The sequence below is a fragment of the Sphingobium sp. FG58 genome, from assembly GCF_057809055.1.
In genome coordinates, this window is sequence record NZ_JBMDJF010000033.1 from 1 (window position 1) to 17,051 (window position 17,051).

Below are 17,051 nucleotides of genomic sequence, written 5' to 3' on the forward strand. Positions count from 1 at the left end.
GCTCGTCAGGCTCATAACCTGAAGGTCGTAGGTTCAAATCCTACTCCCGCAACCAACAAAACTTGCGATTGTCGCAAGATCAGATCACCAAAGGTCGCAGACCGCTTCGAACCCGCCCTGAAGGCGGGTTTTTTGCGTTCCAACGCAATCAAGACGATGCCCCAAAAGCGCCACAGCAAGCGCAGGGGCCGACCCATGAGATGCCGATGCTGCCAAAAGGCTCCAATACGATATGCTGGAACTCATGTCCGGCAAGCGCAACAAAAGGCGCCGTGTCGCCGCCCGCGACCATCGCTCTCACCGTCCAGCATATGCAAGAGCAGAGCCTATGAATAAGCCCGCAATCATGCGGGCTTATTCATAGGCGATCTGCATATCCAGCGCTGAACGCCGTTCAGACTCTGATCACAGGCGTTGCTGCTACGGATCAACCCACCAGTATTTCGTCCAGCGCATAGGCTTTCTTGACACCGGCCAAGGTGGCGAATGTGTAGGATTGACCGCCCAGCGTCGCGATGATGTTCAGGCCGTCGGGGCCAAGATGGCTGGAGAAGGTCACAGCAGGATTATCCTGCCGAATGTCGCTGACGTCGATATGGTCCTTTTGGAACTCGAAGTCACCGATCGTGTCGCGGCCATGGCCCAGCGACTGGAACGCGAATGTGTCCGCGCCACCTCTGCCATAGAGCAGGTCGTCGCCACCGCCGCCTGCGATGACATCATTGCCGCCTTTGCCGACGATCCGGTTGGCAAGGCTGTTGCCGATGACGGTCGTGGCGCTGTCCGTGTCGATTATGACGTTCTCGACGTTGGTGTCGATGATGTAGCTCGTCTGGTAGAGCAAGACGGTATCAGTGCCCTGATCGGCATGTTCGATGATATAATCGCCGTCCTTGTTGATGGCATAATTATCGTCGCCCTTCCCGCCGCGCATGATAGAGGTGCCATTGCCCGACATCTTGTCGTTGGCATCAGTCCCGACGAAACTGTTTAGCTGCTTGTTAAGGTTTACTTTATCGTAAGTGGTGGCGCCCTTCAACGCGATGCCGGCATCCTGCATGTCGAAATCGGCGGACATCAGGCTGTTCATGTCCTTGTTGTCGAGGATGATCTGCCGACCGCCCGACAAGGTGACCACCGTGTCCTGGCCGACCTGCTGCATTGCCATTTTCAGCGCACTAAAGCTGGCGAATTCGTCCCCCGCGAAGTGAACCACGTCGCCCGCGCTGAAGTCGGTGATGCGGGTTACTGCGTCCGTCTTGCCAACCAGGAATAGGTCATTGCCCGCGCCGCCGGTCAGCAGATTATTGCCACCGCCGCCGATCAGCAAGTCGGCGCCGACATTGCCCCGGAGGATATTGTCGCCATCATTGCCGATGCCCACGGCACCTTCTGTCTTGGTTATTTCCAGATTGTCGCTATGGTCGGGCATCACCATATAGCGCGATGTCGCAACGATGGTGTCGATGCCGCCGCCTGCCTTTTCCACGACCTTGGCCGCTTCGATATTACTGACGATATATTTGTCGTCACCTAGTCCGCCGGCAAGCGTTCCGCTTTTGAAAATCAACAGGTCGTTGCCGTCCGTGCCCTGGTTGACGGCGACGCGGCCGGTTTCGCCGCCCTCTAACCATTTCGGCCCCGATTCGGCGGGTTTCGAGGGCGCTGGTTCAGGCACGTTCGGCACCTGGGGAACGGATGGCTTTTCTGGTACGCTAGGCGTTTCGGGCACGCTCGGTGTTTCAGGCATGCTTGGTGTTTCGGGGACGCTGGGCGCTGGCGGCGTCGTCTCGCCAGCCAATTTGTCGAGAACGTCCTGCAAGCTGCCCAAAATGCCGGTCGTCGCGGCGGTGATCGTCACGACGGCATTTTCAGAGAAGGTCACGGTGTCGCTGCCAGCTTCTATGAACAGCGTTTTCGTATCGCGCGTGATGAAATTGTCCGTCACGCTGATGTTGTGGCTGGTGAAGGTGCCATATTGGGTGGCAGCCGAATTGCCTACCAAAACGGCGGTGTAATAGCCTTGGGCTGCTTCGAGATAATTGCCCGTCGCAACCGAATCCACCGCGCCACGAAAGGCGAGGGGGCGTTTGCCGACATCTTCTACACGGTTGCCGACCACGGTGACATCCGATGCCTGGAATGCTTCGTAACCGTCAGGCATCTTGTAATTATAGGATGTCCAGCCGCCAACCGATATGCCGTCCGCCGTTATGCCATGGACATAATTGTTGGAAATCAGAATGTCGGATGAGCCGCCCTTGGCGAAGATCGCCGCGCTGGTACCCGTGTTGCCGCTGACGTCATTATGGGAAATGACGCCATGGATGATCGACATGAAGTCGATGCTTTCGTCGATGCCGCCCGTTATGACATTGTTGATGACGACGACGTTCGAGCCGCCATTCGCCTTTACGCCATCCTGCACCACATTATCGATCACGTTATTCTTGATAACGATATTCTTGATGGTGTCGGTATAGTCATTCCCGTTCTGGCTGAACTGGATGCCGTTATTGCCGCCTGTGATGTGAAAACCGTCGACGACGAAATTTTCGGTGCCCCCGCCGCCGATCGTCGCCAGCGTGTCGCTTTTGGCCGTGATGTGGGCGGCTTGTGGGCCGTCTGCCGAAATCAGCCAGATGGGCGCGCTGTCGGTTCCGCTGACATTGCGCGGAATCAAGACATTTTCAATATAGTCGCCGGCCTTGACCATGATGGCGGTGCCAGGCGTTGCAGCGTTGACAGCTGCCTGAATCGTCGTGAACGGCTTTTCAGCCGATCCGTTCGGCTTTCCCCTGTAGCTTGCGTCCCCATCGACCCACAATATTTTCGCAGGCGTGACGTCGCCCCAGAGATCTTCAGTCATGAAAAAATTCTCCCGCTGTCAGGAACAGATAAGGGAGAACGACTGAACGTCGTGTAATATGGTAGAGTTAACTACGCATTAGCTATAAAAATGTTTTGCGGCCATCCGTTATTGCTTCTGATGGCGGATAGCGTCTGAGTATTTACAGTATATCCATGGCAATTGCCATGGATATTGTACTGTTCGATTGAGTGGCGCATTGTCGGCCATGATGGTCATGGGATAGTTGCACTCGCATGGACGCGCACCGCGCGCCCACAGTCCCGCACCATCACACCATCATAAAATGATATAGTCGGCGCTGCTCAGCGCAGTGACGTTCAGGATCTGAAAACTGTTCTGGATGCTGTTGTCCGCCGTTGCGATGGTCCACAGGTGACTGACATTATTATAGGTCAGTGTCGCACCAGGGCCGTAGCCTGCAAATTCCAGCCTGTCGCCAGTGGCCAGTCCGGCCCCTTCGAAATCGGCGATTATGTCACCTTGAACATGACCGACCATGAACTGGAACGTGTCCTCGTTCGTTCCGCCATAAAACGTGTCTGCTCCGCCATCGCCCGAAATCTTGTCCCGTCCGCCGCCGCCATAGATGATATCATCGTCGGCACCGCCGGATATGACGTCATTGCCGTTGCCGCCGGTCAATATATCACGACCTTTCCCACCGGTCAGCCGGTCGGAGCCGGAACCCAATGTGATGATGTCGTCGCCCGATCCCGCCGAATAGTTGATGGTTTCAAAGCCGCTAATCTGCGTGCCGTCGGCCAGCGTGACGATCACCCCCGCCTGTTCCTGAAGCGAAAGATTGACACTCTGCGCGTCGCTGAACTGCGAACGATTGAGCACAAGCGTGTCCTTGCCCGTGCCGCCGATCAGCATCAGGTCAGGATCGCTGCTGGTCACGGTGTCATCGCCCGCGCCCGCATCAATCCAGTCGAACCCGCGACTGCCGTCGATCTTGTCGATGCCATTGCCGCCCAAAATGACGTCGTCGCCATTGCCGCCAAAGATCAGATCATCGCCATCCATGCCTTCGATCACATCATTGCCGTCGCCGCCCGAAATCTGGTCTGCATAGGCACCACCGCGCAGCATGTCCGACCCGCTGCCGCTCGCAATCTGCAACACTTCGACATTGACGATACGGGTGCCGTCGAACAGTTGCAGCATGGGGCTGTTATTGACGGTGAATGAACTTGTGTAGCTGATGTCGACAAAAATGTCGGCGGTGGCGGTCGATCGGTCCAAATAGACGGTGTCGATATTGTTACCGCCATTTATCAAGTCGTCGGCGTCATAGCTGATCAAAATATCCTTGCCGTCGCCGCCGCGCATGACGTCGAAGCCCGAGCCGCCATCCAGTATATCTTCGCCCCCTTCTCCGGCGAGGTGATCGTCGCCCACGCCCCCGAAGAGGCGGTCATGGTCCGAGCCGCTGTTCAGATCATCATTGCCGGCCCCCCCGAACAGGTCGTCATCGCCGGACCCGCCACGCAATATGTCATTGCCGCTATTGCCGTAGAGTCGGTTGTTGCCAGGGCTGCCGCTGATCGAGGTGTCCTGATCGCGCAGCGAATAGACATCCTCGATCGAACTGGAGCCGATCTTGTACACGGACGCATTGCGGGTCAGGATGACCACGTCATGGCCGCCGCCGGTCGCTTCGATTGCCTGATCGTTCCGGTCGTCGAACATATAGATGTCGTCGCCCAGCCCGCCATGCATGATGTCGGCGCCCTGCTGGCCGCTGATATAATCCGCCGTCGCATGGCCCGACCGGTCGCCATAAAGAATATCGCTGCCCGACTTGCCGATGATCTGGTCGCGCGCCACGGCGATGCCGCCATCGACACCGCCGACAAAGCCATATTGTTCCGGGTCATAGGTGGCCAGCGGATCGAAGGCGGCATTGCCACCCAGGTCATGGGTCGTGGCGCCAGGCGCATTGGTGAAGAGCGCCTTGCCCTTGAAGATATTGTCGGCGAAGCTGATTTCGTTGGAAAGGCCGGTCAATCCCCGCGGGATATATTGTTCCGCAACGCCGTAGAGGCTGGTCCCGGCCGCCCGCGCGACATTGGAAATACTGACGGTGTTGAACAGATTGCCGGTGACCAACACGTCTTGCGCGCCTTGCAACAGCAGCGAGGTGGGATAATCGATGGCGGTATTGCCGCTTACCACGGCATGTTTCACTTCATAATCGACGAAATGCGCGCCGTCCCCGTCCGCGCCGACTTCGATCGGCAGATAGGCGATGCCGGTAGGGCTGCCAATCTTGATCGCAGTGCCATCGGTCGAACCGATCACATTGTTGCGGATTTCGACGAACGTGGAGCCGCCCTTCACCGTGATCGCTGAATCGCCGGTGTAATCGCGATTGTCCAGCTCGTCCCATTCTTCCTTGGCCGTGATTTCGTCGATGACATTGCCCTGGATCAGCAGCTTTGACGTGCCGACAAAATCGATGCCCTGTTCATGCGCGCCGATGATGCTGTTGTTGATGATCTGGACGCCAAAGCTTTGGGCTACGTGGATCGCGTCGATGCCCCAATCGGTGAAAACATTGTTGATGAGCAGGATGTTCTCGACCTTGTCGCCTGCATAACCATCCTGGTACGCGGCGTTGGCACCGAAATTACGGCTGACGAGATTCACGCCATAGGTGCCGATCGTGTCCGATCCCTGAACCGTAAAGCCGTCAATGACCCAATTGCCGGCACCCCGGCCCGAAATGGCGCTGATTTCGGCGACAGCGGGCGGCGCTATGACCGCCGCGCCCTGGCCATCGGCGGAAATCAGCCGGATGGGGGCGTCGGTGCTGCCATCGACGGTCAGGTCCAGCGCTTCATTATAGGTTCCGGCGCGCACCATGATGTCGGTGCCGGGACCTGCATTGTCGATCGCGTGCTGGATGGTGGCGAAGGGTGATTCGGCGCTGCCGGTTCCGGCTGCGTCGTCGCCGGTCGTCGCCACCCACAATATGGTGGTGGCGGGTGGCGCTTCGCTGAAGATGATCGTGTCCTGCGCGGCCTTGATCGTGATGTCGATGGATTTTTGAAAGGTGAAGCCGGTCGAATCCTCGACCTTGACCACTACGGTGCGTTGCGTACCGGCACGAACGTCCAGCGCGTTGTTCACGACCAGCTGGTCGCCGACGATGGCGAAGGCTCCGCCTGCATCGTCGACCAGGGAATAGACATGGGTGTCGCCCTTGTCAGGATCGTCGACGAACAGTTCGCCCACCGGCGTGCCGATCTCCGAAAATTCATTCACCCACGTCGTGTGCAGGCTAAGGTCCAACGGCGCGTCGGGCGTGTCGTTGACGTCGACGCGGAAAATGATCTGGGCTCTGTTGGGGCCGTCGGTGGCAAAGACGGTCAGGTTGAACCAGTTGGAAAAATCCTGCGGCATCTGACCCGAAAAGGTCAGCGTTTCGGGATCGAAGCTCAACCAGCTGTTGACGTCAGCCCCCACGCTGCCGCCGAAAGTCAATATGCTGTCAGGATCGGAAAACAGGCCCGCTGCCGGGATCGTCACCGAAAAGAAACTATCCTCCTCGACCACCAGGTTGGGCAGGGTTCCAATGATGGAGGGGCGTTCGGACACCGTCAGGTTGAAGGCGAGCGTCGCGCTGCTCGACTGATCGCTGGCGTTCAGAAATATCCTGTAGTCATGGTGGCCGTCAGTCGGACCGCGACCGCTGAACGTCATCGTGTCCGACGAAAAGGTCAGCCAGTCGGGCAGGGCTGACCCGTCGGACAGGGTGGCGCTGTAGGTCAGCGGGTCGCCATCGGGATCGATGAAGAAAGTGGCGGGTACGACAAGAGAATAGAGCGTATTCTGACCCGTCAGCTGATCGTTTATCGTGCCGTTGACGAGAGGTGGGCTGTTATCGGCAGGGGGCGGCGGCGAATCGCCTTCCGGTTCCCCCATGCCTGTGTCGGTGCTGGATTCGCCATCCTGTTCAGCGACATAGTCGGGCGGGACAATATCGAATTCAAATTGCCCGTCTGTCGTCATGCCTGTCTATCCCACCTGGATTTTAAACCGAATGAGGCGCAAATGCCTCTAATCGCTTTATTTTCTTGCACAGGATGTCCTTTCCAGACCTCTGGAAAGCGGCGACATTCCTCTTGCCAAAAAAGGCTAATGAAAGGTTAAGAACAGCGCAAGTGCAGCAAAATCTGTTCGTCGCAAAAACATCATTATACTGTCCTGTATTGATACGGATCGGCCGCGCTTTCGCTTCCGCGACATCGGCCAACAGATATTATCTGTTTGGATTTTCCTGAGTTTTTGTATGAAAATTGCGTTCGCTACGGCACTTTGGCAGGGGTGGACAATACTTTGTCCTGCTTGTTCGCGCTCGGCACGCATATCCGCGCAGTTGCCATGGTGCGCCGCGACATCTTATGGCAAAGGGTGATGACGGCGCGCGGAGCCGGGCCGGATCAAGGCGCGCACGCGGAACCAGCGGGACGGTGGGGGCTATGATCAAGTATCGCCAGGATATTGACGGGCTGCGTTCGCTGGCAATTCTGCCCGTGCTATTCTTTCATTTGGGTGCGATCAGCCTGTTCCCCGGCGGCTTCGTGGGTGTCGACGTGTTTTTCGTGATCTCCGGTTATCTGATCACGAAGATCATTTATGACGACCTGTCCAATGGTCGATACAGCATCGCGCGCTTTTACGAACGCCACATCCGGCGCATCGGCGAAACTATCGCGCGGATCGGGTCGGGTGTACCCGTCACGGTGGTCGGCCCCAGCGTCGAATATCGACAGCCCCTGCCCAAGATGCTGGCGCAGGCCTGGCCCGATGACAGTGTATGGGCAGGTCAGCATATTCCCCTCTTGTTTGAAGGCGGTCTGACGACCCAGGCATCGCGCCTGATCGTCTCTCAGGTCACCTCGCAATTTTGGTTCCGATGACCAGCGCCCCGTTGCGCTCCGGGCGGGACGACCAGCCTGCGAAGGGCAAGAAGGTCATGGTCCTGACGACCATGACCCATGCGTCGGGCGCGCCGATCGCGGCGCTTCGCCTGGCTGCCGGGCTGGAGGCGAGCGGCCATGACGTGCAGGCCGTATTCCTGTATCACCGCGAGGCCATGAACGGCGCGGACTACCCGGCGAAATTGCTGCTGAGCCACGTTCCGCGCACTCCCGCCGACATGCTGCGGATCATCGTGCGGCTGTGGCGATGTCTGCGCGCGAACCGGCCGGACGTCATCATCATGTTCCTGCCGCTGGCATCGGTGATCGGCGCGAATGTCGCGCGGCTGGCCGGAATCCGCCGCCGCATCATGTCCTTCCGCGTGCCGCGCGCCACCTATTCGCCGGTCATGCGCGCGGCCGACCGCCTGTCCGCATGGATGGGCAGCTATACCGATGTCGTGGGCGTGTCCCGCGCGATGCTGGCGGGATGCGCGGCCTACCCCCGATGGCTGCGCAAGCGGGCCGTCGTCATCCATAACGGGCTGAAGGACTGGCCGCGCAGCACCATGGACAAGGGCGCGGCGCGCGCGCTGTTCGGCTTGCCCGCGCATGGCCGACTGGTCGGCGCGCTTGGCCGGCTGGAGGAGCAGAAAAATCCCGAACTGCTGGTTGAGGCGCTCGCCCAATGCCCTGCCCATGTCCATCTGGTGCTGGCGGGCAGCGGCAGCCTGCGCGAGCGGGTGGTCGCATTGGCGGACAGCGCGGGGGTTCTGGATCGCTTGCACCTGCTGGGCGACGTTCCGCGCGAAAAAGTGCCGCATCTGCTGGCGGCGATCGATATTTTCGCCCAGCCATCGCGGTTTGAAGGGCAAAGCAATGCTTTGCTGGAAGCGCTACATGCCGGCTTGCCTTGCCTGGTCAGCGACATCGCAGAACAGGTGGAAACCGTCGTCGGGGACGATGGCCGAGCTGCCGGGCAGGTCCTCCCGCTCGACGATCCGGCCGCCTGGGCGCGCGCGATGGCGAATGACGGGAGTAGCGATGCTCTGGACGCCGTCATTGCGGAGCGCGCCGCCCTGTTTACCTTCGCCGCGATGATGCGGTCCTACAATGCGTTGCTGCGGGCGCGGTGACTCCATGTCGCCTCATCTTCCACTTCATCCGATGCGGCCTTCCGGCAGGTCAAATTTGCCGCCAAGGGATGAATGGCGATTGCATGGCACCACTGCGTGCGTATAGCAAAGCGGTGGGGGATGCTGCATAGGCCTGTACGACATTGCAGCACTAGGAAATCAGAAGCGGCTTTATGAAACTGTTCGTCACTGCCTCTCCCAAGTCGGGCACGACTACGCTGAACAAGGCGCTGGAAGCCAGTGGTATGTCTACGCTGCATTGGCGGCAGGGCGAGAAGTTCTTGGGCAAGATGATCTATGATGTCTATATGGCCAGCGAAGATCCCTTGCGTGACTTTGCGAACATTGATTGCATCACCCAGGCCGACGTGGGCCTGCCGCGGCACAAGCTGAATTACTGGCGCAACCTGAATTTCCAGATCATCGCGGCGATCCGGCGCTATCATTCCGGTTGCCTGCTGGCACTGAACTATCGCGACCCGGTCAAGGTCGTATCGAGCATGAATCGCTGGCCGGACATGCGCAAGCGCTTCGTCGCATCCGACATTCCCGGCCTGCCCAAGGGCTTTGGCGCCAGGGACAGCGAATTGCTGACCTGGATCGAGGGCCATTATGACGCCTGTCGTCGGCTGTTGGGGTCGGCCCCCAATTTGTTCGAATATGACATTGAAGATCCCAAGGCGCCGCAGAGATTGAGCGATCGGCTGGGGGGCAAGCTTGCCTGGTGGGGCAAAGCCAATGTGAATGAGGCCGCATGAGGCGACAGGATCAGGGCCAGCCCGCTTAGCTGGACGTCAATCGATCGGATGAACCGGCCTTCGCGGGCGGTATAGGGGTAGCAGGAGTAGTCCGATGACGACAGCGCGGCGACGGCAGATGCCATATTGGTTGGCGTCCATATTGACATATGGCTTCGTCAACGTGGTAACGCGCGGCGCGAGCGGCGTCCTGACGTTGCTCTACGCCTATCGGCTAACACCCGGTGAACTTGGTTCCTACGCCATTTTGGTTACGATCGCGGCGTTGATCGACGTTGTGACCAATCTGGGTGTGACCCAGGCGATCGTCCGCCAATATTTTGATTTCAAGCAGGACGGGGATGCCGGGAAGGCCTTTTTCTCGCGGGTCATCCGGCTGACGCGGCTGATCGGGTTCGTGCTGGTCATCGTGGCGGGCCTGATCTGCCTGTCGATGTGGGACCATCTGGTCGGCAATCATCTGCCTACCTGGCCCTATCTGCCGCTGATGCTGGTCTATGCCTATGTCATGCGCAGCAGCAAGATTTTCGACAGCGTAGCGCGCACGCTCGATAAGCCGGGCATGTTCGCGACCTATCGCCTGGTGCAGATGGCGGCGCTGATCCTGTTGTCGTTCCTGTTCGTGTTCCAGTTTCGCTGGGGTTTGCAGGGTGCTTTGCTGGCGACGGTCGGGTCGGCGGTTTTTGGCGCGGCAATCCGTTCCTACCTGTTTCGCAACCAGTTGCCTGCGTCGGGTCGATCGAGGCGATCGGAGATCACGGCGCTCTATAGCTATGGCCTGCCGCTTCTGCCGCGCGAACTGGCGGAGTGGGGGCGCATCCCCGCGCAGCGGTTGATCGTTGCGAGCGTCATGTCGGTTGCCGATGTCGGCATGTTCTTTCTGGGGAGTTCGATGGTCGCGATGCTGACCATGCTCACCGATTCGATCGAAATGTGGCTCAATCCGCAATATATGCGGCTCAGAACCAGCCAGGGCGCCGATGTCAAAGCGCGGCTGTACATGATCCGCCAGATGCTGCTGGGTGTGGTTACACCCGTCTATATCGGTGCCATCCTGTTCCTGCCCGACATCATCCACCTTGTCCTGCCGCCGGGCTATGCAGCAACATTGCCGATCTTGGGGCCGTTATTGCTGGCGTCCTATGTCCAGATCCAGTCGCAGTTTCAGCAACGCCAGCTGTTATTCCTCAAGCGGACCGTGGCCGTTTCGGTCGTGACCCTCACAACGTCCGCATCTTCCCTGGCCGCGGCCTATTTTGCGGGCGGTCAGTGGGGCGTACAGGGCGTTGCCTGGGCCGTAGCGCTGGTTTCCATCGTCGGGCTTATGGCCGGGCGGGCGGTCGTGCGCCGCTATGAGGATAATGAACTCACCCTGTCATCGTCCCTGTGCGGCCTTATGATCGTGTTCCTGCCGGCGCTGGCCATGTCGTTTCGAACCGACATGGCGTTCGACTGGACATGGGAAGGCGCGAAGATGCTGTACCTTATCATTGCCACCACGCTGATTTTCCTGTTGTGGATGCGCGGCCATCTGGCGGACCTTATGGGGGGCGGTCGGAAAAAGAGCGGTAATATGGAGTCGGGCAAATGAGCGGCCCAGCGATTGAGGCATCTGCGGCACAAGGGGAAGCAAACCCCACCCGGAGCGCGCCGGAGCGGCCACGACTCGCCCATCTGGACGTGGGGCGGGGCATAGCGATCCTGCTCGTCGTGATCTTCCATGCCTATCGCGGTTTTCTCAATGCCGGAACGGCAGGCACGGGATCGCTCTGGCCGCTGCTCGACTATGGCGTCTATATATTCCACATGGCCTTTTTCTTCGTAGCGTCAGGCTATTGGGTGCCGCGCGCGTTGAAAAAAGGCAGGACCGCCTATCTGCGGGACAAGCTGGCGACGACCTGGTGGCCGGCCGTGCTGTGGTCGCTTATCTATATCCTGATCAACAACGTCATGGCGTCCTATGTGAACAAGACTGTCCCCATGGACGGGCTGTGGCGTATCCTGATTTTCCCCGCCATGCATTTCTGGTTTCTGGGGGCATTGTTTCTGTTCTTCCTGTGTATGGCGGTAACCAGAAACCTCTCCTTCTGGCTGCTGGCCGCTGTTGTGGCCGCCGGCCTTGTCGATGTCTTTCCAATGCGGGAAAATTTCGCGCGCTACTGCCATTTCGGGATATTTTTCATCGCCGGCGTCATATTGTCCACCAACCGGTCGCAGATGACAGGCAAGGGGTGGCCGTTCGCACTGATCGTGCTTGGTGTCACGATCTGGCTGGGCCTTGAAAAGGGAATCGATCTCTATTCCGGCTGGCTGGTTCCCGGGGGCTTTGCCGGGATCATCGTGCTGCTGGCGCTGGCCAGAGGCATTGCGGGCCATGGTGTGGGCCGGCTGCTGGGGTGGATCGGCCAACGGTCGATGCCGATCTATGTCCTGCATATCCTGCCGATGACGGCATCGCGCGTCGTGCTCAATCGAATCGCGCCGGATTTGAATCTGGACCTGCGTATCCTGATTGTGTCGGCGTCCGGCCTTGTCTTTTCGCTGATCGGCTATGCCATCGCCGCTCGCCTCAACCTGCTGGCAATTACCGGACTCGGCAAGGGCGCATCGCGATCGGCACCGGCTGCATAGTGCGTAAAAGATGGACTGCAGAACGACGTAAATTTTTTTTTCATGTAAATTTTGCAGATGCGAAAAGTCATAAAATGGCTTGACAATGCCAAAAAGACAGAATTGTTACAGTCAAGGCGTCGCCTGCTATGGGTAAAGCCGGGTAGGACGCGGCTTCCGCATTGCCCGATATCCCGCCTATAAGGCCGTTTCTCACATCATCGTCCAGTAACCGGGCTGTTGCTGCCGAGTCGATAGGCAGGATGTCGGAGAGGGGTAGATCCTCGTCGAGAAAACTATTGGCGCTTCTGCTTACTGTCTCAAATAGACGCAATCTCGCAACAGCGTAATGGCGAAGCATTGACGCGATATAGTTACCAAGTTACTAACGCCTCGCGGACAATGAGGCAGCAAACGTCTCTGGCTATAACCGCTTGAAGCAGTGAAATAAATTCGCGGGCGCAGCAGTTGAGCAACATAAACCAACAGGAGATGTCTTATGGCAGTCATTAAAGGTACGCCGGGTAACGGCAACACCGCAGACGATCTGACCGGCACTGACGCGGCGGACCAGATTTCAGGTGGCGACGGCAATGATCGGATTCGTGGTGGGCTGGGGGATGACTCCATCTCCGGCGGCGCTGGCAACGACGGCATCACGGGCAACGACGGCGACGACCTGCTGTTCGGTGGCGACGGCAACGACGACCTCAATGGTGGTGGGGACTATGACACCGCCCAATATCGCGGCGCGCTGAGCGACTATACCATCTATCTGAACGATCGTGGTGAAGTCATTGTCATCGACAATGTCGGTGGTCGTGACGGCCGTGATATCCTCAAGAACATCGAAGCTCTGAAGTTCTGGGAAAACGGCGCGTACAAGACCTACACTCTGGCTGACGTTCTTGCCTGATTTAGGTTCGCGACTCGGCAGGTGTGGATGAAACACGCTGCGCCAGCCGATTTGCCAAGCTTGATCATGTGATCAGTGAATTGCCGCTGACGCTGGGGGATATAATCCGACCAGGGTCAGCGGCGATTTTCTTTGGCGGCCATTGCCATGTTGGTTTGTCTGGTCAAGCCAGTCCGGGGGAAATGGCGTTTGATCGGGGGCCAGTGCTCCAATCTTGATACTTGCCGAAACATTGTCTGGTGCGAAGCATATGTGGCGAAAAGCGCTGCACGTTTGCCATGCTGCGATGCCATGACACCGTTGTTTCGGTGCGCTCCGCCTCCCTTATCGGCATTGCATGCGCCAGCGGCGGCACGCCGCGCATATCCCGCGCGGCATGGGAAGCGGCGGACCGCGCCACATCGACCTGGTTTGCCCGCAATGTGCCATCGGATATCGCTGTGCTTCGCCCCTCTGACAAGCTATGCAGCCTCAACTGGTGTTCGCTCGTCCGCGAAGGGCGTTCATTATATTTTGATGCCAATCACCTAACCATGTTCGGAGCCAGATGGGTAACGCGGGAATTCTGGCAGATTCCCACGAACACGCTTTCTCGTTCCGGCAAGAATATGTAGAACTCTGTTCCTAAGACGCCAAGTCGGACAGGGCGGCTTTCGGCTTGATGCAGGACAAATTGATGCTGAAGGTATTTGATTCAGAATCGGAAATCGGTTCGGCGCTGCGTCGTTTCCGCTTCGCCATAGGACAGATCAGCATAATCAGCGCCGTGCTGAATATCCTGATGCTCGGCGGCTCGTTTTTCATGCTGCTGGTCTATGATGAGGTGTTGCCGAGTCGCAGCATCCCGACGCTTGTCGGCCTGTTGATCATCATCACTATTGTTTATTGCTTTCAGGGAATATTGGACCTGTTGCGGTCCAGGGCGATGATCCAGATCGGCGCGCTGGTCGACCGGGAAGTGACGCCGCGGGTGTTCGACGTGATCACCAAAATGGAATTGCGGCGGCGCGAAATGCCCGAAGGGACGCAGGCCGCGCGCGATCTGGATGCGATCCGATCCTATGTTTCGGGGTCCGGTCCGCTCGCCATTCTCGATCTGCCCTGGGTTCTTCTCTACCTGGCCGTCTTGTTCATGTTCCATTGGACGCTGGGCGTCCTGGCGACGATCGGCGTCTTGGTCCTGGTCGCCATCATGCTGGCCGCCGACCGCATGACAAAATCGGCGACGATGAAGGCCACGCAGATCGGTTCCAGCCGCGGGATGCTGATCGAAATGTGTCGGCGCAATGCCGAAGTCATTTATGCGCTGGGTATGCACAAACGGGCCAGGCAGTCGTGGGAAGACGCTTCAGCCGCCTTCGTCCGGTCCACCGATCGGCTGGCGGATGTGGGCGGGCGGATGCAGGGGTTGAGCAAGACCTTCCGTATGCTGCTCCAATCCCTGATGCTGGCCGCCGGTGCCGCGCTGGTGATCGACAATCTGGCGTCGGGCGGTGTGATCATCGCCGGTTCGATTTTGAGCGCCCGCGCACTGGCGCCGGTTGAGGCGGTCATCAGCAACTGGAAGGGGATGACGGGCTGCGTCCAGGCCTGGAAGCGGCTGGACTCGATGCTCAAGCAAGTACCGGCCCCGATGCCGACCATGGAACTTCCGCCGCCGTCCAACCGGCTGTCGGTGGAAGGGCTGACGCTTGGGCCGCCCGGTGCGAAGAAGGTGACCGTCAATGATGTCACTTTCTCACTGGCGGCAGGCGACGTGCTGGGGATTATCGGCGCGTCGGGTTCGGGCAAGTCCAGCCTTTTGCGCGGCCTTGTGGGCATTTGGGAGCCTTTGCGCGGCGCGGTCCGGCTGGATGGCGCTTCGATCGACCAATGGGACCCGGACATATTGGGCGCGCATATCGGCTTCATGCCGCAGATGACCGATCTGTTCGACGGCACCATCGCGCAGAATATCGGGCGTTTCGACCCGGAGGCCCGTTCCGAGGATATCATCGCCGCCGCCAAGTCGGCCGATGTCCACGACCTGATCGTGAAGCTGCCCAAGGGCTATAATCATCCCCTTGGCACCAATGGCGGCAATTTGTCCGCCGGGCAGCGGCAGCGCGTGGCGTTGGCGCGGGCGCTTTACGGTGATCCCTTCCTGATCGCGCTCGATGAACCCAATTCCAATCTCGACGCCAATGGCGAAGATGCGCTGGGCGCGGCGATCCAGGCGGCGCGCGCGCGCAATGCGATTGCGATTATCGTTGCGCATCGATCCAATATATTGGCCCATGTCACGCATCTTCTGGTCATGTCGAACGGCCAGATGCAGTTGTTCGGCGCGCGTGATAAGGTGATGGAAAAGATGAAGTTGCCCGCGCCCGCCCCGCCCCGCGTGGACGACAAGCCCGCAGTGATTTCGTCGGCTGGTGCCGCGTAGCAGATCGACAGGGATTTCGGCATGTATTATCTGATCACCGACCAGCGCCCCGATCGTCCCGTGGAAAGGACGCCAGCCGTCACTTTGATGCGCAGCCTGCGCCATGCGATGCTGCTGGTGGGTATACTCGTCATCGTGCTGGGCGGCCTGGCGGCATTTCTGCCGATGGCCAGCGCGGTTATCGGGTCCGGGGAAGTGACGGTCGAAAGCCGCATCCGGCAGATTGGCCATCCCACCGGCGGCGTGATCAAGGATCTGCCCGTGCGCGAGGGCCAGCATGTCAAGAGGGGGCAGTTGCTGATGGCGCTCGACAATCGGGTGAGTTCAGCATCAGCGGCCATGACCGGCGCGAATATCGATCAGCTCGAAGCGCGTGAAGCCCGGCTGATTGCGGAGCGGGACGGACTGCCGGCCATCATATTCCCGGCATCGCTGCGTTCGCGGGCCAAGGATCCTGCGGTCGCGGAAATCATGCGCGTCGAACAACGCGCCTTTTCGTTCCGCCGGGCCTCGCGCGGGGGCCAGGAACAGCAGGTCCAGGAGCGGGTTCGCCAGACACAGACGCAGATCGCCGGTTTTGAGGATCAGGTCATCTCGCTGGAAAAGCAGGCGGAGCTGATGGACGATCAGCTGGCGGCCACCCGGATGCTGTGGGAAAAACGCTATACGACGCTCGACAAGCTGAGGTCGCTGGAACGGGCCGCCATCGCGGCACACAGCGCCGTGGCCGATGCGCGGGTCCAGGCGGCACAGGCGCGGGCGCGCCTGTCGGAAATAAGCCAGCAGGGCATATCGATCACGTCGGACCTGAGCGGTCAGGCGGGAACCGATCTGGCCACCGTCCAGGCGCAGCTGATCGAACTGCGCCGCAACAACATCACCGCGATGACGGACGATGAACGCAATGCCATCCGCGCGCCGTCCGACGGGGTGGTGGACAAGATCAAATTCACCACCATCGGCGGGATCGTGCCTGCGGGCGAAACGCTGATCGAGCTGATCCCGGACGGCGATGATATGGAGGTGACCGCGCGCATCAGCATTGCCGATATCGATCAGGTCAGCCCAGGGCAGCTGGCCATGTTGCGCTTTTCCGCGTTCAACATGCGCACGACGCCCGAAATCGCGGGAACCGTGGCCTATGTTTCGGGTGACCGCCGCACCGATGAGCGCAACGGGATGCCTTATTATGTCGCGCGCGTTCAGGTGACCAGGGACGAGCTGAAAAAGCTGGACGGTTTGAAGCTGAAACCGGGGATGCCCGTGGAAACCTTCATCAAGACCGGCGAACGATCGATGCTGAGCTATTTGGTCAAGCCGTTGAGAGACCAGCTTTATCGCGCCTTCCGGCACAGCTAGAGCGTGATGAGATTAAGTTCGTTGATATCCGGCATGGGTAAGGAAAT

10 protein-coding genes and 1 pseudogene are annotated in these 17,051 nt (G+C 59.1%); 9 read left to right on the forward strand and 2 right to left on the reverse strand.

Features of this window, described 5'->3' with window-relative positions:
• Window positions 1–427: 427 nt before the first annotated feature.
• A complete protein-coding gene (locus ACODR8_RS19225; RefSeq protein ID WP_489008744.1) occupies window positions 428–2,869 on the reverse strand; it encodes a right-handed parallel beta-helix repeat-containing protein in 2,442 nt (813 codons plus the stop codon).
• A 279-nt stretch (window positions 2,870–3,148) separates the two neighbouring features.
• Window positions 3,149–6,889 (reverse strand): putative Ig domain-containing protein, encoded by a 3,741-nt coding sequence (locus ACODR8_RS19230; protein WP_489008745.1) that lies wholly within the window; start codon window positions 6,887–6,889, stop codon window positions 3,149–3,151.
• A gap of 470 nt (window positions 6,890–7,359) precedes the next feature.
• Here ACODR8_RS19230 and ACODR8_RS19235 point away from each other — a divergent pair.
• From ACODR8_RS19235 to ACODR8_RS19275, 9 genes and pseudogenes are all read left to right on the forward strand, one after another.
• A pseudogene (locus tag ACODR8_RS19235) lies at window positions 7,360–7,581 on the forward strand (acyltransferase family protein); the annotation flags it as partial.
• A gap of 215 nt (window positions 7,582–7,796) precedes the next feature.
• A complete protein-coding gene (locus tag ACODR8_RS19240; RefSeq protein WP_489008746.1) occupies window positions 7,797–8,936 on the forward strand; it encodes a glycosyltransferase family 4 protein in 1,140 nt (379 codons plus the stop codon).
• 173 nt (window positions 8,937–9,109) lie between these two features.
• Window positions 9,110–9,694: a sulfotransferase family protein gene (locus tag ACODR8_RS19245; protein ID WP_489008747.1), complete on the forward strand. Its 585-nt coding sequence runs from the start codon at window positions 9,110–9,112 to the stop codon at window positions 9,692–9,694.
• A 94-nt stretch (window positions 9,695–9,788) separates the two neighbouring features.
• Window positions 9,789–11,285 carry a lipopolysaccharide biosynthesis protein gene (locus ACODR8_RS19250; RefSeq protein WP_489008748.1) on the forward strand — a complete coding sequence of 499 codons (1,497 nt, stop codon included), beginning with the start codon at window positions 9,789–9,791 and terminating at the stop codon, window positions 11,283–11,285.
• A complete protein-coding gene (locus ACODR8_RS19255; RefSeq protein ID WP_489008749.1) occupies window positions 11,282–12,325 on the forward strand; it encodes an acyltransferase family protein in 1,044 nt (347 codons plus the stop codon). The genes ACODR8_RS19250 and ACODR8_RS19255 overlap by 4 nt, the downstream gene beginning before the upstream one ends.
• Before the next feature lie 478 nt (window positions 12,326–12,803).
• Entirely contained in the window at window positions 12,804–13,220 is a 417-nt protein-coding gene (locus tag ACODR8_RS19260) for a calcium-binding protein (protein ID WP_489008750.1), read from the forward strand.
• 278 nt (window positions 13,221–13,498) lie between these two features.
• Entirely contained in the window at window positions 13,499–13,834 is a 336-nt protein-coding gene (locus ACODR8_RS19265; protein WP_489008751.1) for an SGNH hydrolase domain-containing protein, read from the forward strand.
• Between the two features lie 62 nt (window positions 13,835–13,896).
• On the forward strand, window positions 13,897–15,645 hold the full coding sequence (locus ACODR8_RS19270; RefSeq protein ID WP_489008752.1) for a type I secretion system permease/ATPase: 1,749 nt from the start codon (window positions 13,897–13,899) through the stop codon (window positions 15,643–15,645).
• Between the two features lie 21 nt (window positions 15,646–15,666).
• Window positions 15,667–17,004, forward strand: a complete 1,338-nt coding sequence (locus ACODR8_RS19275) for an HlyD family type I secretion periplasmic adaptor subunit (protein WP_489008753.1) — start codon at window positions 15,667–15,669, stop codon at window positions 17,002–17,004.
• The last annotated feature ends 47 nt before the right edge of the window (window positions 17,005–17,051 follow it).